Origin of the sequence: uncultured Chitinophaga sp., assembly GCF_902168175.1 — a bacterium.
Classification (GTDB): Bacteria; Bacteroidota; Bacteroidia; order Chitinophagales; family Chitinophagaceae; genus Chitinophaga.
Map to the genome: position 1 here is coordinate 1 of NZ_CABHOU010000010.1, position 18294 is coordinate 18294.

At 48.1% G+C, this 18294-nt stretch carries 16 protein-coding genes; 3 read left to right on the top strand and 13 right to left on the bottom strand.

The window, feature by feature from the left end:
- The first annotated feature begins 402 nt into the window (after positions 1–402).
- Positions 403–531, top strand: coding sequence for a hypothetical protein (locus QZT80_RS00780; protein ID WP_295116636.1), 129 nt, complete (start codon positions 403–405; stop codon positions 529–531).
- Between the two features lie 270 nt (positions 532–801).
- On the opposite strand, the gene QZT80_RS00785 is transcribed toward QZT80_RS00780, so the two are convergent.
- The 3 genes from QZT80_RS00785 to QZT80_RS00795 form a co-directional block, all read right to left on the bottom strand.
- Positions 802–1320, bottom strand: coding sequence for a hypothetical protein (locus QZT80_RS00785; protein ID WP_295116638.1), 519 nt, complete (start codon positions 1318–1320; stop codon positions 802–804).
- Positions 1321–1681: 361 nt separating this feature from the next.
- Complete coding sequence (locus QZT80_RS00790; RefSeq protein WP_295116640.1) at positions 1682–2122, bottom strand: tetratricopeptide repeat protein; 441 nt, start codon at positions 2120–2122, stop codon at positions 1682–1684.
- Between the two features lie 31 nt (positions 2123–2153).
- Positions 2154–2552 carry a hypothetical protein gene (locus QZT80_RS00795; protein ID WP_295116642.1) on the bottom strand — a complete coding sequence of 133 codons (399 nt, stop codon included), beginning with the start codon at positions 2550–2552 and terminating at the stop codon, positions 2154–2156.
- A 140-nt stretch (positions 2553–2692) separates the two neighbouring features.
- Here QZT80_RS00795 and QZT80_RS00800 point away from each other — a divergent pair, with 140 nt between their 5' ends.
- The gene (locus tag QZT80_RS00800) at positions 2693–3022 is read left to right on the top strand and encodes a hypothetical protein (RefSeq protein ID WP_295116643.1); all 330 of its coding nucleotides are present in this window, start codon (positions 2693–2695) and stop codon (positions 3020–3022) included.
- Positions 3023–3057: 35 nt separating this feature from the next.
- Here QZT80_RS00800 and uxuA read toward each other — a convergent pair whose 3' ends face one another.
- The 9 genes from uxuA to kduI all read right to left on the bottom strand — a co-directional run bounded on the left by uxuA (position 3058) and on the right by kduI (position 14180).
- Positions 3058–4224 carry a mannonate dehydratase gene (gene uxuA / locus QZT80_RS00805; RefSeq protein ID WP_295116645.1) on the bottom strand — a complete coding sequence of 389 codons (1167 nt, stop codon included), beginning with the start codon at positions 4222–4224 and terminating at the stop codon, positions 3058–3060.
- 2 nt (positions 4225–4226) lie between these two features.
- A complete protein-coding gene (locus QZT80_RS00810) occupies positions 4227–5036 on the bottom strand; it encodes an SDR family oxidoreductase (RefSeq protein ID WP_295116647.1) in 810 nt (269 codons plus the stop codon).
- Positions 5037–5362: 326 nt separating this feature from the next.
- Positions 5363–7618, bottom strand: a complete 2256-nt coding sequence (locus QZT80_RS00815) for a cation:proton antiporter (RefSeq protein ID WP_295116649.1) — start codon at positions 7616–7618, stop codon at positions 5363–5365.
- A 145-nt stretch (positions 7619–7763) separates the two neighbouring features.
- Positions 7764–9023, bottom strand: a complete 1260-nt coding sequence (locus tag QZT80_RS00820; RefSeq protein WP_295116651.1) for a DUF2264 domain-containing protein — start codon at positions 9021–9023, stop codon at positions 7764–7766.
- Between the two features lie 11 nt (positions 9024–9034).
- Entirely contained in the window at positions 9035–10222 is a 1188-nt protein-coding gene (locus QZT80_RS00825) for a glycoside hydrolase family 88 protein (RefSeq protein WP_295116653.1), read from the bottom strand.
- 93 nt (positions 10223–10315) lie between these two features.
- Positions 10316–11368, bottom strand: a complete 1053-nt coding sequence (locus tag QZT80_RS00830) for a LacI family DNA-binding transcriptional regulator (RefSeq protein ID WP_295116655.1) — start codon at positions 11366–11368, stop codon at positions 10316–10318.
- Between the two features lie 29 nt (positions 11369–11397).
- Complete coding sequence (locus tag QZT80_RS00835; protein WP_295116802.1) at positions 11398–12162, bottom strand: SDR family NAD(P)-dependent oxidoreductase; 765 nt, start codon at positions 12160–12162, stop codon at positions 11398–11400.
- A gap of 18 nt (positions 12163–12180) precedes the next feature.
- The gene (locus QZT80_RS00840) at positions 12181–13323 is read right to left on the bottom strand and encodes a DUF4861 domain-containing protein (protein WP_295116657.1); all 1143 of its coding nucleotides are present in this window, start codon (positions 13321–13323) and stop codon (positions 12181–12183) included.
- 29 nt (positions 13324–13352) lie between these two features.
- Positions 13353–14180 (bottom strand): 5-dehydro-4-deoxy-D-glucuronate isomerase, encoded by an 828-nt coding sequence (gene kduI / locus QZT80_RS00845; RefSeq protein ID WP_367112844.1) that lies wholly within the window; start codon positions 14178–14180, stop codon positions 13353–13355.
- A gap of 251 nt (positions 14181–14431) precedes the next feature.
- Between kduI and QZT80_RS00850 the strand changes: the two genes are divergently transcribed.
- On the top strand, positions 14432–16078 hold the full coding sequence (locus tag QZT80_RS00850) for a UxaA family hydrolase (protein WP_295116661.1): 1647 nt from the start codon (positions 14432–14434) through the stop codon (positions 16076–16078).
- Between the two features lie 915 nt (positions 16079–16993).
- On the opposite strand, the gene QZT80_RS00855 is transcribed toward QZT80_RS00850, so the two are convergent.
- The gene (locus tag QZT80_RS00855) at positions 16994–18283 is read right to left on the bottom strand and encodes an MFS transporter (RefSeq protein ID WP_295116663.1); all 1290 of its coding nucleotides are present in this window, start codon (positions 18281–18283) and stop codon (positions 16994–16996) included.
- Between the last annotated feature and the right edge of the window lie 11 nt (positions 18284–18294).

Below are 18294 nucleotides of genomic sequence, written 5' to 3' on the forward strand. Positions count from 1 at the left end.
GGATTTGATAATATGAGGGAGGGGAAATGCTAATTATTTAAACCAGCCATTAAACTGGTTTAACCGGTGGTTAACCCCGGTTCACCATTCATTAAACCGGGTTAACCAGCCATTACCCGCGGTTAACCGTTCATTTAGTTACCGGACGACCGCAAGGATGATGCCCGCAAAAGCAGGCCCATATTGCGGTTTAGTGCCATTCGGGCGATGCGCCTTGTCAACATGTACGAGGAGCAGTTGTGTATGGTATCACCAGCATTGTGAAGTAAATTCAATAACATTATTCAAAAAATATCCGCTCTTAAACACAGGTCATCGCGAATGAAGTGAAGCAAACCGTCGCTACAGTCGAGCCTATACCACGTTGCCATTGTTGATCTGGCTGGCCTTCCCCCGACCGTCATGGCGAGGAACGAAGCCATCTTCGTGCGCAGTCTTCGCTTAAGTAAAAGCACCGCACACGAGCAACGTTGGCGAAGCAATGCACTCACCAACCGTCGTGGCGAGCAACAAAGCCATCCTCCGCACTAGTAAAAGCTTTGCGAAAGGCAGCGTACCAGTTACGAAGACGATGCGCATTGCTATTATTCAATGGCATGTACAAAGGACGTATCTCGAGCTAAGACTACGCACGAAGATGGCTTCGTTCCTCGCCATGACGGCCTGGGTGATGCCCGCAAAAGCGAGCCAACATTAGGATTTGGCATCCGTCGGACGATGCGTATCGTCCCTCCAGCACTAAAAATAGGCTGCCCCCTCACGGAAGCAACCTATTCTTCTAATTCCAGATCAAACGTTATCTTATGGAGTTACCCCTGTAATCGTAAACGTTCCCGAAAACGTTGGCTGACCAGGATAATATGGCCCGTTCACCGTACCCACCATCTGTGCCGAGAAGTTAAACAACGTAGCCGTATTAGCGGAGTTTCTAACGGTACCGGTGCCAGTGTAGGTAGCCGTGTTTGTTGAGCCGGAGGAAGAACCGGTATGGCTAACCGCATACGTGGAACCTGAATAGGTATAGGAATTAATCCCTACTCCAATGGTATACACTTTCGTGTACGCATAATTACCATTATAAAAATTATGCTCCAGGGTGCTGAAGACGGTGTAGTTCACCGTAAGTGTACCACCGTACGTGGGTACCGTGGCGGAGGCTGTCAAAGTGCCGGACGGGTAGGTATACTGTACGGTATAACCTGTACCACGACTGATCTGCGGCAGTAATTCAAAAATAGTGCGGCTTTTAGCACCAGCTTCATGGCAAACGGAGAGTAACACGCATAGCGATGCTATGAGCATTTTTGAAACAATTCTCATGGGTTTAATTTATTAAGTGATTAAGAAAAAACGAGGTCCACAGCGGGCAGGGTCACGGGTTCAAAATAATAATGTTCACTAAACAACGACACGGGATTATTAACGTAATCAAATATATTAAACAGAATTGGAAATGGGTTTGCGTGAATTAACTGGTTGTGGACGGATTTTGTTCAAAGGTTCTTCTGAAAGATGAATGTTGCAAACAATAACACTAACCCCATGAGTATCGCAACGCCAACCAGGCCATTGCTGGACTCATTTCCCTTTATTATCATTTTAAAAGGCAGTCTAAAGCCTTTGAACAGCTATACTAAAAAAGGATCTGCTTCAAGAATGAGGTTACGTATCCTGATAATAATCATTCCCCCTTCCCCTCACTCCTGCTCAACCAAACCCTCGCCAGCTCCTGATCTGCCGCCACGCCCACACCATGATAAAAGCAACGGCCCACTTCATAAATAGCGCCCTTATCGCCCAGCAACGCTGCTTCCATATAATACAGAAAAGCCTGCCGCTCGTTTTTCGCCGTTCCCTGACCGGTTTCCAGCGAAACGGCCAGGTCGAAGTAGGCTTCGGGTATATCTCCTTCGATGGCAAACTGGAGGTACGGGATGGCCTGTTCGAAACTTTGCGCTACATGGATGCCTGACAAATGCCAGGAGGCGATCATGTAGGCTGCATCGTGATTGCCGGCGGAATGTGCGTCCTTTAGAAGGGTATATGCCGCTGTTAAATTTTCGCTCTTGTGCTCCCGCAAAAGTTTTACGGCTTCGCGGTATATCTTTTCGTGCTTTTTCATGTATGGTAACTTCTATCCGATTTTTAATTCTCTAACCGATCGCACTTAAAACTGCCAGATTTGCTGCTGTTAAAGTCAGCATAACAAATATCGAAATGAGTTGCAAAGTCAATCCGATTGATTCCGGATTATGAGACATATTCTCATAATCATTGCGATCGTAACAAACGTCAACATCTTCGCCAGGCAACGGAGAAATAAGCCGGTAGGAGGCGCTATCAACTTTATTGATCCCACCATCCATATCTCTGTATTCTACTACTATATTAAAAGGACCTTCCACTGATACAATTTTTCCAATAGTGTGCAGACCATCCTTTTGCAACCACTTTATTCTTCGAACCTCTAAAATAAGCGGCAGCAATAAAAACTTTACTGCCAGGATATCAACCACCAATAAAACAAGAGAGATAATTAGAATAGCATTCATAGTATAGGTATTTCAACCGTTACGAAAATATATATTTTTCCTCGAGGTTGGCACTTCCGATTTTAATTCAATTTTAAGTCTTTGGCATGTTAATATTATAAAAATTAAATCTATCTTTCCACCCTAATTCCGAACATACTATGAAAAAATTACTGACTGCCGCACTGGCATTACTCCTTACCGTATCGTTCTCTTTCGCACAGGAAAAAAAGAAGGCTGACACGAAAAAGCCTGCTACTGAAAATGTGAAAAAAGACGGTACGCCTGATAAACGTTACAAGGAAAATAAAGAAACTGCTAAAACTGAAGGCCCGAAGAAGAAAGATGGCACGCCTGACAAACGTTACAAAGAAAACAAAGAAGCCAAAGTAGAAGGCCCGATGAAGAAAGACGGTACGCCTGACAAACGTTACAAAGAAAATAAAGACACTAAAAAGAAAGAAACACCGAAAGCTAAAAAAGCTGCATAAAAAAGAAGCCGTCCCGCGGGACGGCTTTATAATTTCTACCAGCCTTCATTCTCTGCAATCCCCAACTCTAATCCTCTCAACTCTGCTAACCCACGTAATCTTCCAATAGCCGAATAACCCGGTACGCCTGTCTTTTGCAGATCGTCGAGCATCTGGTGACCATGATCGGGACGGAAAGGGATTTGATATGATAAGGATTGCTGCGTGCGCAGCAGCTCTTTCATTACAGCATACATATTCACACGACCGCCGAGGTGCGCATCTTCATAAAAATTACCTTCTGCTGTACGCGATACATTGCGCAAATGCGCGAAATGAATACGGCTGCCGAACTGTTTTACCATGGCAGGTAAATCGTTGTCAGGATTGGCACCCAAAGAACCTGTGCAGAAGCAAAGTCCGTTGGCCTTGCTTCCCGTGGCATCGAGAATAAACTGCAGGTCGGCCTGTGTACTCACAATGCGCGGAAGGCCCAGTATATCGAACGGCGGATCGTCGGGGTGAATGGCCAGGCGGATACCGGCTTCTTCGGCCACAGGCGATACCTGCTCTAAAAAGTATTTTAAGTTATTCTGCAACTGCTCACGACTGATGTTGTCGTACACCTCAATTCTTTCCAGCAGCGTGGCGGGCGTCAGTTTCTTTTCGCCGGGTATGCCTAATAGTATGGTGGTAACTAATGCATCTTTTTGGGAAGATGAATACTGCTTGTTTTTCTCCGCTGCTTTGGCCAGCGTGTTGTCATCGTAACTGGCTTCCGCATTTTTCCTTTTCAGGATGTAGATATCGAACATCGCCAGTTCGGCCAGATCGAAGTACAGGGCTTTAGCGCCGTCGGGCATTTCGTAATCAACACTGGTGCGTGTCCAGTCCTGCACGGGCATAAAGTTGTAAGTTAACACCGGTATACCACATGCCGCAATGTTACGGATGCTTTCCTGGTACTGCGCGATGTACTGTTGATAGTTGCCGCTGCGCGTTTTGATGTCTTCATGCACGGTAACGCTTTCCACAACATCCCATGTAAGCCCGGCAGCTTCTATTTTTGCTTTATGCTGACTGATCTCTGCGGCTGTCCATACATCGCCGTGCGGTACGTGATGAAGTGCCGACACAATGCCCTGCACGCCTGCCTGGCGGATGTGTGCAAGGCTTACCTGGTCGTTAGGGCCAAACCAGCGCCATGTTTGTTTTAGTCTCATATTTATACGCCTGAATAAATACTAAATCCACCGTCTACATTAATTACCTGCCCGTTTACAAATACGGAAGCATCACTCAGTAACCATACCAGTGCGCCAATCAGTTCGTCGGGATTACCGAAGCGGCCTGCAGGTGTATTGTTAATTACTTTGCCGCCACGTTCTGTATAAGTACCATCGGTATTGGTGAGCAGGGCACGGTTTTGATGCGTAACGAAGAAGCCGGGTGCGATGGCGTTCATCCTTACTTTATCGCCGAAGCGTAACGACATCTCGGTACTCATCCACTTTGTGAAATTATCTACCGCAGCCTTAGCCATTGAGTAACCCAGTACGCGGGTAATGGCCTGGCCGGCGGCCATCGATGATATATTTACGATACTGCCGCCGTTCTTTACGATCACTTCACCGAAAATACGGGTAGGTAAAATGGTGCCGAACAGGTTCAGGTCAAAAGCCTTGCGCATACCATCGATGCTAAAGCCGAACAGGTCATCGTTAGGGCCAATAATCGCTTCGGGCATATTACCACCGGCACCGTTTACCAGCCCGTCTATCCTGCCCCATTTCGCTAACACCTGGTCGCGGATGGCAGTTAAGGCGGCTTCGTCCAGCACATCTGCTGCAGCCGCTATAGCCTCACCGCCGTTTGCATTTACTTCGTCGGCACGTTGCTGTGCAATGTCGAGTTTACGGCCGATGAGTACCAGTTTGGCACCTGCCGTTGCAAGGCCGCTAACGAAGGCTTCGCCCAATACGCCGGTAGCGCCGGTTACGATAATTACTTTGTTGTCGAGAGAAAACATTTTCATACGTGTTAATTTGCTGTTTCAGCAACCCTTCTAAGTGTTATTATTATTGTTGAAGCACCCCGTTATGTGCGCAATTACTTTCTGCCATTAAGATACAAAGTAGTTTCGGACGATTTGCATAAACATTCGGCCACAGGCAACACTTCAAAAGTAATCGGCAAAGCAGCAAAATGAAAGTCGCTAACGCAGTTTAATCCCTAAACCCTTAAGTACAACGGTTGACTAAACAAGGTGTTGCGTATCGTCAGAACGACTATCTCCCCAAATACAAAGAGGCTGCTCATGATGCAGCCTCTTTGTAATCGTATTGTTGTAAAAGTTATGTGCTACTTTGGCTCCTGCTTCCTGGGTGCTTTCACGCGGAACAGGGCAGGCATCCTTTTGGGATTACCCACGATCCAGGCGATATCGCCTTCCTGAAGCACCAGCGTACTGTCGGGATTAAGTATCCTGTCGCCATTACGTTCTATACCTACTACCAGTCCATGGCCCAGTTCGCGGATGCCGGACGAACGGATGGTTTTGCCCAGTATAGGCGCACCGGCCAGTAACTCGTAACTGCGCAACACCACTTCCGAACGGCGCTGCTCATCGTCCTGCCCCTGCAGGGGTTCCAGGAAGGCGCTAAACTTCTTCACCTGTTCATCGGTGCCAATTACGTCGAGCTTATCCCCGGGGTACAGGCGTTCGTCTTTGGCAGGCAAACTTAACATGAGTTTACCCCTTTCTATCATGGCTACGTTTACACCGTATTGTTCACGTAAACCAAGTTCCATCAGGGTTTTACCGACTACGGGCGACTCGGCCCGTACCTCAAACGATGCCATATGGGCATCCCATGGAGCCAGCGCATTACGGCGGGCCTGTGCTTCGTTGGCTTTCGACTCGCGTTCGTTGAAGTTGCGGATAAAACGATTTTCGAGTTTATCATAGAATTTCTGGATCCTCTTAGAGAAGATCAGTAAGATCATGGCAATACCTAAAGTGGCGCCCAACGCTACATAAAACGAAAAGAACTGGCCTAATACAAAACCTACAAAAAACACCGCCAGTACTAATCGCGAGGTACGCAGGATGACAATGGGACCACGGTACTTCGACTGCTCCCACAACCTTGCTGTAATCTCTGAATGCACCTGCCGTACCGCCAGTGCCCAAAGGAACGGCGACATGATCAGCAATGTAACGACTGCCACGCCGATGGTAACCCAGCCATTCCCGTCGAGCGTACGCTGTATTAACGGAAGCAGGTAAAACGACGATACCAGTGTAATGGCCAGCAGTATCACCGAATAAATCACCACATTACTGAAATAACCACGCAGCACCCGCTGCCAGTCGCTCACCACAGAAATAGACTGCGCACCGCTGCTGTAACGGGCTAACGCATCTCTCCATTTAGCGGGTAAATTTCTTTCTATCCAGTAATAAAAAGGTTCTGCAAATTTGATCAGGTAAGGGGTAGTAAAGGTGGTTAAGGCCGATACAGCTACAGCAATAGGATACAGGAAATCGCTGGTTACTTTTAAGGTAAGACCCAGTGTCGCAATAATGAACGAGAACTCCCCGATCTGCGCCAGGCTCATACCTGTTTGCACGCTCGACTTCAGCGGCTGCCCCGAAAGTAATGCGCCACCGGTGGAGCTTAACATCTTTCCAACAATGGTAATACCTGATATCAATAACACGGGGCCGATGTATTCAACCAGCATTTTCGGATCTATCAGCATACCTACCGATACGAAGAAGATAGCGCCGAACAGGTCTTTTACGGATTTTACCAGGTGTTCAATTTTCTCTGCCTGCGTGGTTTCTGCTAAAATAGATCCCATAATGAAGGCGCCAAGTGCGGGCGAAAAACCTACCTGCACGGCTAATATCACCATCAAAAAACAAAGCCCAAGGGAAGTAACCAGCAGGGTTTCTTCGCTCATGAGCTTTTTAGTTTTCTTTAATAAAGTAGGAATAAAGAAGATGCCACCCACAAACCACAATACAAGGAAGAAGATCAGTTTCAATACGGAGATGATCATTTCTGTACCGGCAAACTGCTGGCTCACGGCCACGGTAGAAAGTAATACGAGCAATACGATGGCCACCAGATCTTCTACGATCAAAATCCCAAATACCAGCCCGGCAAACTTTTGTCCCTTCACCCCCAGTTCCTCAAATGCACGGATAATAATAGTGGTAGATGAGATGGATAACACGCCGCCGAGGAAGATACTGTCCATTGTTGACCATCCCAGCAACTTACCCGTACCGTATCCCAACCCCAGCATCACGATAACTTCCACTAAGGCTGTGATGGAGGCTGAACCTCCTACCTTCACCAGTTTTTTGAAGCTGAACTCCAAACCAAGACTGAACAGCAGGAATATCACCCCTATCTCTGCCCATACTTTAATATTTTCTTCGTCAGATATACTTGGAAAGAACTGGAAATGTGGTCCCACGAGGAACCCGGCTATCAGGTATCCTAATACGAGCGGCTGCTTTAATTTCTTAAATATAAGGGTGGTTAACGCTGCCGAACATAATATTAAGCCGAGATCTATAACAAGGTGCGGGAGATGAATCATTTATTTTTCCAGTTTTTACACATTTCCATTGGCAATACTACCAACCCCTAAAATAAGTAAAATCTGGCGGTGGGCAAAGGCGAAAACAGCAGAGGGATGACAATGGCCATCCCTCTGTTGCATAAATGCCCGTAAACAGGGCTCATCAGATCGCATGGTCTTTCATTACTTTTTTTCCGCTCCAGGCTTTCTGCATAGTCCACTCCTCCGCCGGGGCCGTCCAAAACGGGTTATCGGCAGGTAAGCCCATGTGCAGGAAGCCGGTGAGGGTCAGGTAAAGACTGCCTGTACAGGTATACACATCTGCGATCTCCGGCTGATGGCCGCAAAAGCCCAACTGTAACCAACCTTTATCGTCGAAGGTACCGGGTGCGTTAAATATTCTTTTAGATACGGCCGTAAGCGCGCAACGTACCTGGGCCGGACTCACCCCTTCCGGCAGTTTGCCCTCCAGCGCCAGCTGCGATAGCGGCTGGAACACGGAAGTACGGTAGGTCATTGACCTGCCCACTACCGGGAAAGTGGCTTCCGGGGAAATCAGGCGTTCAAGGATGGCGCCGTAACGCTGCATACGTGTCATGGCCAGGTCGTAATCGGCTTTGCTGCCGCGGCGGGCATCCATCATCACTTTCAGGATGTCGACCAGCATGGGCTGTATCACGAAGCTGTTATAATAATCGTAGTGGAAGTTCTCCCCATCTCCATACATACTATCGCCTTTGTACCAGCGGAAGTGGCTGGTAATAGCGTAGTCGATGCGTACACGGTCCCAGTCGGCCTCGCCAAACTTCAGCAGCGCCGCTTCGTTGATGGCCATGAACAGCAACCAGTTGCTTTGTCCGGGTTTCACATAACGCAGCTTGCGGAACATGGCGAACACCTGTTGTTTAGTAGTATCGCTCAGCGGTTCCCAGAGTTGCTTCGGCGCGCGGATCAGGCCATGGGCCAGGAACGCCGCATCTACCAGGTGCTGCCCGTCGTCGCCGTGAGCAAAAGCGTAGTCGGCCGACTCCGGATTTACCAGGTGCGCAATGCCTTTGCGGGTATAGTCAATGTAACGGGCACGAAGTTTACCTTCTTCCGTATTATCGCCACCCAGTTCCAGCCAGGGCGCTATGCCGGCAATGGTACGACCAAACCCCTCGAGGTTTTGCACCACGGCGGTCTTTTTATTATAGCCAGGTCCTTTTTCTTCGGGCATTATCTTACGTAACTGTCCTTTACTGATGTTCTCCAGCAAAGGCCCGGCGATTTTCACCATCAGTTTAACCCAATATTGACGGTCACTTTCGGGCGCCGCAGCTGCCTCTTCTCCTGTGCCTTCTGCAAAAAGTTTGCCCTTACCCGGTATTGCGGTAGCGATGCCGGCCAGCGGAACTGCCCTTATAAAATTTCGCCTGTCCATATACAATGTTTTTATTTTTTGCCTTCCATTTGTTTGTAACGCATCAGCGCTTCCACGTAGTAATAATCTGCATAAGTAAGCGGCACGTCTACTTCCGAGTTGGCCATTTTATGACCGGTGCTGTGCATCAGTATAAAATTGTTGTTCTGGCCTTCTTTTGCCCGGTAAGCAGGGCTGCTGAGGCTTACGAGCATTTTAGTGGCAGCGTTTTTATATTTAACCGCTGCTTTTTTAGGCACGTACGTACTCAGTTCCAGCAAGGCCGAAGCGGTGATGGAAGCGGCAGAAGCATCGCGTACAGCGTTCGGGATCTCTGGTGCGTTGTAATCCCAGTAAGGGATCATATCGGCCGGCATGCTGGGATGGTTTAACATGTACTCGGCAATATGAACTGCCTGGTCGAGGTACACTTTGCTTTTAGTTTCACGGAACATCACTGTGTAACCATACAATCCCCACGCCTGGCCACGTGCCCATGACGAAGCGTCGTTAAAGCCCTGTGCTGTTTTCTTTTCGTTTACAGCGCCGGTTTCGGGATTGTAATCAATCACGTGGAAAGAACTGTAGTCGGGACGGAAATGATTCTTGATCGTGGTATTGGCGTGCGTAACAGCGATATGCCTGAAAGAAGTATCGCCGCTGATTTTTGTAGCCCAGAACAGCAGTTCCAGGTTCATCATGTTATCGATGATCACCGGGAATTTCCACTTGCCATGGTCCCATGATTTAATACAACCTACGGTTGGATTGAAGCGGGTGGAGAGCGAACGGGCGCTGGTGAGCAGCACTTCTTTCGCTCTTTCATCTTTATACATATTATACTGAGGCCCCCAGCTGCAATACATCATAAAGCCCAGGTCGTGCGTGCCTTTATTGTTCTTTTCTTTTTCTACCAGTTCCATGGTCCTTACCGCCTCGGCCTTTACTTTCTCATCGTTAGAGAATTCGTACAGGTACCATAAGGTGCCTGGATAAAATCCGCTACACCACCAACTGGTATTGGATGTTTCGAGCCTGCCGGTTTTGGCGTTCGTAGTTCTCGGCAACACATTCGGGGGCAAACTGTCCATCATGTGTTTGTACTGTTTTACAGAAAACGCCAGGCTTTCGTCGGCTATTTTCAACATTTTTTTCTTAGACACCTGGGCGGTGGCGCCAATGGTACCGAATAACAGGAAGATCGCTAATAGTTGTTTCATACGTTTAAATTGTGGATGCCAGTTAAGTGTTTATACCAACGCAAACGATTGCGTAAATAAACCCACCACCGAAGTTGTATACAGTAACGTGGATTATTTTTTAGTTGACCTAGTTTTTTTCTGTTCGCTGCTGCTGGAATCGCGTTCCACCAGCTGTATAGGAATAATTTCCTGGGAATGCCTGTAGGCTGCGGGATGTTTCGCCTGTATCAGTTCCATTAACGCTGCAACAATCCTTTCAGCCATGGTAGACGGATATTGGTCTACCGAAGTAATAGAGGGTGTAATGATTTCCGTACGCGGATCATTACTATACCCAACGATCTTCACCTGCTCCGGTACTTTGATACCTGCTTCGCGGCAGTACTGAAGAATGGTGATCGCCGTGGTATCGTTCGTGGCAAATACACCATCGGGGTGTGGCTCCTGGCCAAATACCTTTTCGCAGGTCTGTAATGCGTTCTCACGGGTCAGCTCGTGGAAAAACACCCGGCTCTTTTTAAACGCGATCTTGTGTTTCTGCAATGCGGCTTTGTAACCAGAGAGCCTTTCTGTATAAAGGCTGCAGGTAAGCGGGCCGCCAATAAACACAATATCTTTACAACCCTTGTCGATCAGGTGTTCGGTAGCTTCAAAACCACCCATGTAGTCGTTACCCCTTATCACTTTTACATTGTAATCTTTCGGCACCCGGTCAAAAAACACCAGTGGAATATTCTGTTGTTTAAAGATGTCGAAGTGCGAAAAATCAGTAGTATACAGTGTGGTGGAAACCGCCAGCCCTTCTACTCTTGCGGAGTACAGGGCGTTTACCAGCGCCACTTCCTGTTCGTATGAATCATTACTCTGGCAAATGATCAGGTTGTATCCAACCTCATGCAATTTGTTTTGTATGATAGTGCTGATGGTGGCGGGGAAGAACATGGATATCTTCGGCACCACCAGCCCTATCGTACGGCTTTTATTACTGCGCAGTCCTGCCGCCAGGGCGTTGGGCCGGTAGCCCAGTTTCCGCGCCATCTTCTTCACCCTGTCTTTCGTTTTTACACTAATGTTGGGGTGATCGTTTAAGGCGCGTGATACCGTGGAAACCGAGAGTTTTAACTCTTCTGCAATATCTACAATCGTTTTGGACCGGTTGCTCATTTAACGGGACATTATAGCTGAATATACGCTTATCGGCCCATCCATCCACCATCTACGGTAAGAATAGTACCATGCACATAATCGGAAGCGGCGGAAGCCAGGAACACGGTAGGCCCTTTGAAATCTTCCGGCTCACCCCAGCGTGATGCCGGTATACGGTCCAGTATCGATTTGCTGCGACCTTCGTCGGCTCTTAACGCGGCGGTATTATCGGTAGAAATATAACCAGGCGCTATGGCGTTTACATTCACGCCTTTGGAGGCCCACTCGTTCGCGAACGCTTTGGTCAGCGAACCCACGGCGCCTTTGCTGGCTGCGTAACCCGGTACGGTAATACCACCCTGAAACGTTAGTAGTGATGCAGTGAAAATTACTTTACCACCACCGTTCTCTATCATCCTTTTACCAATTTCGCGGGTCAGGATAAACTGGGCGGTCTGGTTAATGGCAATCACCTCATCCCAGTATTCATCGGGATGTTCGGCGGCCGGTTTACGCATGATGGTACCGGCATTGTTTACGAGGATATCAATTTTAGGAAACTTCGCCGTTACTTCTTTGATAAAAGCATACAGGGAATCCCTTTTACCGAAATCGCACTGGTAGCCTGTAAACTCGCGACCCAGTGCTTTTATTTCCTTCTCTACCTCGCTGCCTGTAAGCTCCAGCGATGCAGATACGCCGATTACATTGGCGCCCGCTTCGGCCAGGGCCAGGGCCATGGCTTTACCAATACCTCTTTTACAACCTGTTACCAGGGCCGTTTTACCGGTAAGATCAAATTTATTGATGATACTCATTGCTGTATTATTTTATTTGATGGTTACGCTCACAGGACTTTTCAGTTTCGCTGCATAATCCTGCAGGTAAGTGAACCACTGCTGATCGTTCGTAATAACGCCTGCCTTGTTCCAGGCGGCGCCGGTATAGTATACGTAAGGTGCTGTGGCGTTTGCAGAAGAAACCGTAAGCAGGTGCAGCTTATCGGTGCGCATCTGTTTCACGGGTGCCGGAAAAATACATCCCACGCCAATCGTTCCGTCTTCGCCATGCTGGGGTTCCCAGTAAGCCATAATGCCACCCTGCTCGTTAAACACAATACTTCCTGGTTCATCGCGACGGATAATACCGATGGCTACCGGTAGGGTATCGCTGCCACTGTAGCTGAACTGCACTTCCAGTTTGTTCATTTGTGAACCTGCGTCCAGCGTGAACTTTTTGGTAACTGTTACGGGCAGTTTGCCTACGTTCCAGCTCTCGTAACCCAGTACGAAGGTGGTACGCAGCGCGCCGCTGTCCAGTATTTTGTAAGTGCGGTAGTTTTTTGGATAAGCGATGGTATCGGCATTCATGGGAGCAATGTTACCTGCGCCTAATGTATACCCTACATGGTAATAGTCCATTCCTTCGCCATTATCCTTGTGGTAGTTATTGAGTTTATACCATTTGTCGAGTATGAGGTTGCTGGTGCGTTTGCCCCAAACGTCCATACCATTGGCGTTTTCTTTTGGCGTGTTTTCCAGTGCTTTACCATACATGCGGAATGCGATCTTATCGTTTTCCCAGGCAAAGTCGTCTTTACGCTCGGGCACATAACGACCGTAGGTTTTTTTCTGCACAGGCTTAGGCGCACCGGGAACAATGGCCAGTTGTAATGAACTGTTGGCAGGAATGGTTACCTGCACGAGCAAATGCTGTGGGGTCTTTTCGCCCCCGTACACCAGCTGGTAAGGCACTTCTTCCCCTCTCCTGTTCACCACCCTGAAACTACCACCTTTTAAAGCGGTGATCCGGCTTGCTATTTTAGCGTACGGGATCTCCACCACTTCGGCGGTACGTTCGATCTTTAAGTCGTTAGCCAGTACAATATCCGTTACATAAGTCCCCTGAGCCTTTACTGCTCCTGTATGTAAGCCGAAGGCCGCACATACAAAGAGAAAAAATATCCTTTTCATACTTTCTGAATGGTTAATTACGTGGATTATTAACGGAGATCGTTCGTAGCACATACGTCCATATCACCGTAATCGAGGTTTTCGCCTGCCATGCCCCAGATAAAGGTATAGCTGCTGGTACCTGCGCCGCTGTGAATGCTCCAGGGCGGAGAAATCACTGCTTCTTCGTTCTGCATCCAGATGTGGCGGGTTTCCTGTGGCTGGCCCCAGAAGTGGCACACGCTCTGGCCCTGCGGCACTTCGAAGTACAGGTACACTTCCATACGGCGGTCGTGTGTGTGCGCCGGCATCGTGTTCCATACGCTGCCGGGTTTCAGTTCGGTCATCCCCATCTGCAACTGGCAGGTAGGCAATACTGAATTGACGAGCAGTTTATTGATGGTACGGTGGTTCGATGTTTCCAGTGCGCCCAGCGTTACCACTTCCGCATCCGCTTTAGTCACGCGGCGGGTGGGAAACTGGTGATGCGCCGGGGCGGAATTGATATAATACTTAGCGGGATTAGCGGCATCGTTGCTCGCAAACACCACATCCTTTTTACCCTGACCAATATAGAGCGCTTCTTTAAACCCTATCTCAAACACTTCGCCGTCTACTGTAATCGTACCGGCACCGCCGATATTGATAATACCCATTTCACGGCGCTCCAGGAAGTAACTGGATTTCAACTGGTCCGTGGTTTCGAGTTTTACCGGCTTCACAGGTTTTACGCCGCCCGCAATGTAACGGTCATAATGCGTGTACACTAAGTTCACTACGTTTTCTTCGAAAAGGTTGCTGATGTGCAGGGCTTGCCTGGTTTGTGCAGTATTCCAGCTCTGCACCTCGGCAGGACTGCTGGAATATCTAGTTTCCATATTAATGCTCATACTGATGAGTAGTTTGTATAATGATTTGGTACGTGGAAAATTGCCTCGTGATGCCGAAGTTAGCAGTTAAAAGTAAACTTTGCAAACGTTTGCATAAAAATTGCGTCACATTACGGAAAATTGGCTTAAACTCGCTAAAAAAATGGCGAATACGGCCCTGATTCCGCGTTAAAATCTCATTATGGATTAAGTGTATAGTATCAACGCGAAACAGGCTTATTTCCTACCTTAGCACTATCATGAACACGTACCTTCAAATACATCCTAAAGACAATGTGCTGGTGGCCCTGCAGGACCTCCCTGCCGGCCGTCAGGTCCAGTTCAACGACCAGTCAATTCAACTTGTAAAAGATATTCCCGCCAAACATAAATTCCCTGTAGCAGACCTCAAAAAAGGCGATCCTATTGTGATGTACGGTGTACTGGTAGGTAAAGCCATGAGCCCTATCGGTAAAGGTGATCTTATAAGCACCGGCAATACCGAACACATGGCCGATTCTTTCCACGAAAAAGATGAGGCTTTCAGTTGGCAGGCACCTGATGTAAGCAAGTGGAAAAACGCCACCTTCATGGGTTACCACCGTAACGACGGACAGGTGGGCACCCGTAACTACTGGCTGGTTATACCGATGGTTTTTTGCGAAACCCGCAATGTAAATGTGATTAAAACCGCCTTCGAAAAAGGTCTTGGTTTTGCTCCTCCTGAAAAGTATAACGAACAGGTAAATGATCTCGTAAATCTCTACAAAAGCGGTAACCTCGATGCGGTGAAAAACTACCAGCCAACGGAGGTAACAACTACCACTAAACGTAATGATATATTCCCGAACATTGACGGTATCAAATTCCTGATACACGAAGGTGGCTGCGGCGGTACACGTCAGGATGCAGACATGCTCTGCGCACTGCTGGCTGGTTATATTCACCATCCAAACGTTGCAGGCGCTACGGTACTGAGCCTTGGTTGCCAGCATGCGCAGGTGAGCATCATGCAGAACGCGCTGAAAAAGCTGAACCCGAACTTCGACAAACCGTTGCTGGTGTTCGAACAACAAACCAGCGGTTCAGAATTTAACATGCTGTCCACCGCTATTAAAGAAACCTTCCTGGGTATGGCCGAAGCAAATAAAAATGCGCGTAAACCAGCACCTGTCAATAAAATCATCCTCGGTCTCGAATGCGGTGGTTCCGATGGCTTCTCCGGCATTTCTGCCAATCCTGCTGTTGGACATACCTCCGATCTTATGGTGGGCTTAGGCGGCACCACGATCCTCTCCGAATTTCCGGAACTGTGTGGCGTTGAGCAGGAGTTGATTAATCGCTGCGTGGATGAAAACATCTCCAACAAATTCATCAAAATCATGCGCGCCTATGAAGCACAGGCAGAATCTGTTGGTTCAGGCTTTTACCAGAACCCTTCGCCAGGCAACATCAAAGACGGTTTAATTACCGATGCGATCAAGTCTGCAGGAGCAGCAAAAAAAGGCGGTACTTCTCCGGTTACAGATGTATTGGATTATACCGAGTACGCTGTTAAACCTGGCTTGAATCTGCTTTGCACACCTGGTAACGATGTTGAGTCTACCTCCGCAGAAGTTGGTTCCGGTGCCAGCGTTGTGCTGTTTACCACCGGCCTGGGCACGCCAACAGGCAATCCTATCGCCCCGGTGATTAAAATCAGCACCAACACCCGCCTGGCGCAACGCATGCCAGATATCATCGATATCAATACAGGCACCATTATCAGCGGCGAAACCAGCATCGAGCAAATGGGCGAAGACATACTGGACCACGTGATCAAAGTAGCCAGCGGCGAATTGCTCACTAAAGCCGAAACCTTACACCAGGATGACTTCATCCCATGGAAACGCGGTGTAAGCCTCTGATTCAAATACGTACTTTTAATACAGCAGCGCTCTACCGGGCGCTGCTTTTTTTATGGTATCCAGCAGTGGAATTACTATTCAGCCGCCGTTGTGTCACTCCCTTCAACTGTTTGAACATTATTGGGCAGAAACTAAGCACCACTGCCCGCGTTAGCGGGCGTCACTAAGATCGTCATGGCGAGGAACGAAGCCATCCTCCGCTTAAGTCTTCGCAACAGTAAAGCTTCCCGGAAGGCAACGCTGCCGTTACGAATAAAGTGCATGTTGCTATTACCTAATAGTCATGTAGACCGTGCGTATCTCGTGCGGAGACTGGAGCGGAGGATGGCTTCGTTCCTCGCCATGACGGGCAGGGTGATACCCGCTAACGCGGGCACACAATATAGTTTAGCATCCGCAGCGTCTCGCACTACGCAATAACCTGTTGTACCGCGCAACAAACCTAAAGGTCACTCCCTTCAGCCGCAACAACACGATAAGCAGGCTTTTCAACACCCGATCCCCCTGCGTATCCGTCGCACTGGATAGCTGCATCCTTTACAGATCCTTTAGAGATGTCCCGTATATGTCCCGTATATAAGCCGTATATGACCCGTATATGAGCCGTATCTTTAAAGATATGGGACATCTATGACTTAACTATGGCTCATATATGACTCATATATGGGACATCTCTAAAGGATCCCTATAGGATCTGACATGTACGGAGGGAGTATGCTGAAGCGGCGGGTAAGACATATTTTAGTCAGACGGGTGTGATTACGACAGGCTAATTATTCTTGCCCGGTATTGTTCCAACCGCTGAAGGGAGTGACACAACGGCGGCCTGGTCAGTGGTTTGCTGCCTGTTCCCTAATAAAAAAAACGCAGCACCTTGTGAGTGCTGCGTTGTATGATCATTGTTGAAATGACTAATTATTTTACTTCTACCTTTTCCATTTTTGGTGCAAAGAAGTGCATCATCAGCCAGGCTACGATGTAGGCGCCGGCGCAAATGGAGAAGAGGATGTTGTAACCGGCGTCGATGTTGCCGAGTAATTTGTAGTGATCGAGCATGGCGCCCACAAAAATCGGGAACAACATGCCACCGATAGAACCGGCCATACCGCCGATACCTACTACAGAACTCAACGCACTTTTCGGGAACATATCAGAAGCGGTGGTAAAGATGTTGGCAGACCAGGCCTGGTGCGCTGCCGCAGCAAGACTGATAAGTAATACACCTGCCCACATGTTAGTGGTAAACTGGATCAGGAAAATAGGAATTACGCAGATCGCGAAAATAAGCATAGAAACCTTTCTGGCCTTAAAGATAGGCCAGCCGCTGTTAATTAGTTTTGATGACAACCAGCCGCCACCGATACTGCCTACACTCGTAATAGTGTAGATAATAATTACAGGCAGGCCCAGCGTATCTTTCATGTTGATGTTGTACTTGTTGCCAAGGTATGATGGGATCCAGAACAGGAAGAACCACCAGATCGGATCAGTTAACAGTTTACCAAAAACGAAAGCCCAGGTTTGGCGGATACTGAATAATTTAACCCATGGAATTTTCTGCACTGGTGCATCTACACCCGCATCATCGCTATGGATATGCGCGAGTTCCGCCTGGTTGATCTTTTTGTGTTTTGTAGGAAGATCATAGAAAATCCACCACAAAATCAGCCATGCAAAACCGATGGCACCTGTCCAGAGAAAAGCGCTTTCCCAGCCATGCTCACGTGCTATCCAGTATACGATTACAGGTCCTACTACCGCGCCAATGTTAGCACCGGCGTTAAAAATGCCGGTAGCAAACGCACGTTCTTTTTTAGGGAACCACTCCGCCACTGCTTTAATAGCTGAAGGAAAGTTACCACCTTCACCAAAACCCAGCGCCACGCGGGCAACACCGAAGCCGAAGGTAGTTTTAGCAGCAGCATTGGCCATAGCGGCAATACTCCAGATAGTGATAGAAATAGTATAACCCAGTTTAGAACCCAGTTTATCTACAATGCGCCCAAAAGCCAGCAGACCAACGGCATAGGCGGCGGAAAATGCGGTTACAAGATTGCCGTAGTCGGTTTCCGTCCAATTAAATGCAACAGCAAGATCATCCTTCAAAAGACCCACCACCTGGCGGTCGATATAATTGATAGTCGTGGCAAAAAATAGTAAGGTTACAACGTTCCAGCGGTACTTACTCATTACGGTGGAATTCATGATATCAGTTT

What these genes read in the sequence shown, in the direction of transcription:
- QZT80_RS00850 (WP_295116661.1), top strand. Translation starts at nt 14,432, where the DNA reads ATGAACACGTACCTTCAAATACATCCTAAAGACAATGTGCTGGTGGCC.
- kduI (WP_367112844.1), bottom strand. Translation starts at nt 14,180, where the DNA reads ATGGAAACTAGATATTCCAGCAGTCCTGCCGAGGTGCAGAGCTGGAAT.
- QZT80_RS00840 (WP_295116657.1), bottom strand. Translation starts at nt 13,323, where the DNA reads ATGAAAAGGATATTTTTTCTCTTTGTATGTGCGGCCTTCGGCTTACAT.
- QZT80_RS00810 (WP_295116647.1), bottom strand. Translation starts at nt 5,036, where the DNA reads ATGAAAATGTTTTCTCTCGACAACAAAGTAATTATCGTAACCGGCGCT.
- QZT80_RS00855 (WP_295116663.1), bottom strand. Translation starts at nt 18,283, where the DNA reads ATGAATTCCACCGTAATGAGTAAGTACCGCTGGAACGTTGTAACCTTA.
- QZT80_RS00780 (WP_295116636.1), top strand. Translation starts at nt 403, where the DNA reads ATGGCGAGGAACGAAGCCATCTTCGTGCGCAGTCTTCGCTTAAGTAAA.
- uxuA (WP_295116645.1), bottom strand. Translation starts at nt 4,224, where the DNA reads ATGAGACTAAAACAAACATGGCGCTGGTTTGGCCCTAACGACCAGGTA.
- QZT80_RS00815 (WP_295116649.1), bottom strand. Translation starts at nt 7,618, where the DNA reads ATGATTCATCTCCCGCACCTTGTTATAGATCTCGGCTTAATATTATGT.
- QZT80_RS00830 (WP_295116655.1), bottom strand. Translation starts at nt 11,368, where the DNA reads ATGAGCAACCGGTCCAAAACGATTGTAGATATTGCAGAAGAGTTAAAA.
- QZT80_RS00800 (WP_295116643.1), top strand. Translation starts at nt 2,693, where the DNA reads ATGAAAAAATTACTGACTGCCGCACTGGCATTACTCCTTACCGTATCG.
- QZT80_RS00825 (WP_295116653.1), bottom strand. Translation starts at nt 10,222, where the DNA reads ATGAAACAACTATTAGCGATCTTCCTGTTATTCGGTACCATTGGCGCC.
- QZT80_RS00790 (WP_295116640.1), bottom strand. Translation starts at nt 2,122, where the DNA reads ATGAAAAAGCACGAAAAGATATACCGCGAAGCCGTAAAACTTTTGCGG.
- QZT80_RS00795 (WP_295116642.1), bottom strand. Translation starts at nt 2,552, where the DNA reads ATGAATGCTATTCTAATTATCTCTCTTGTTTTATTGGTGGTTGATATC.
- QZT80_RS00820 (WP_295116651.1), bottom strand. Translation starts at nt 9,023, where the DNA reads ATGGACAGGCGAAATTTTATAAGGGCAGTTCCGCTGGCCGGCATCGCT.
- QZT80_RS00785 (WP_295116638.1), bottom strand. Translation starts at nt 1,320, where the DNA reads ATGAGAATTGTTTCAAAAATGCTCATAGCATCGCTATGCGTGTTACTC.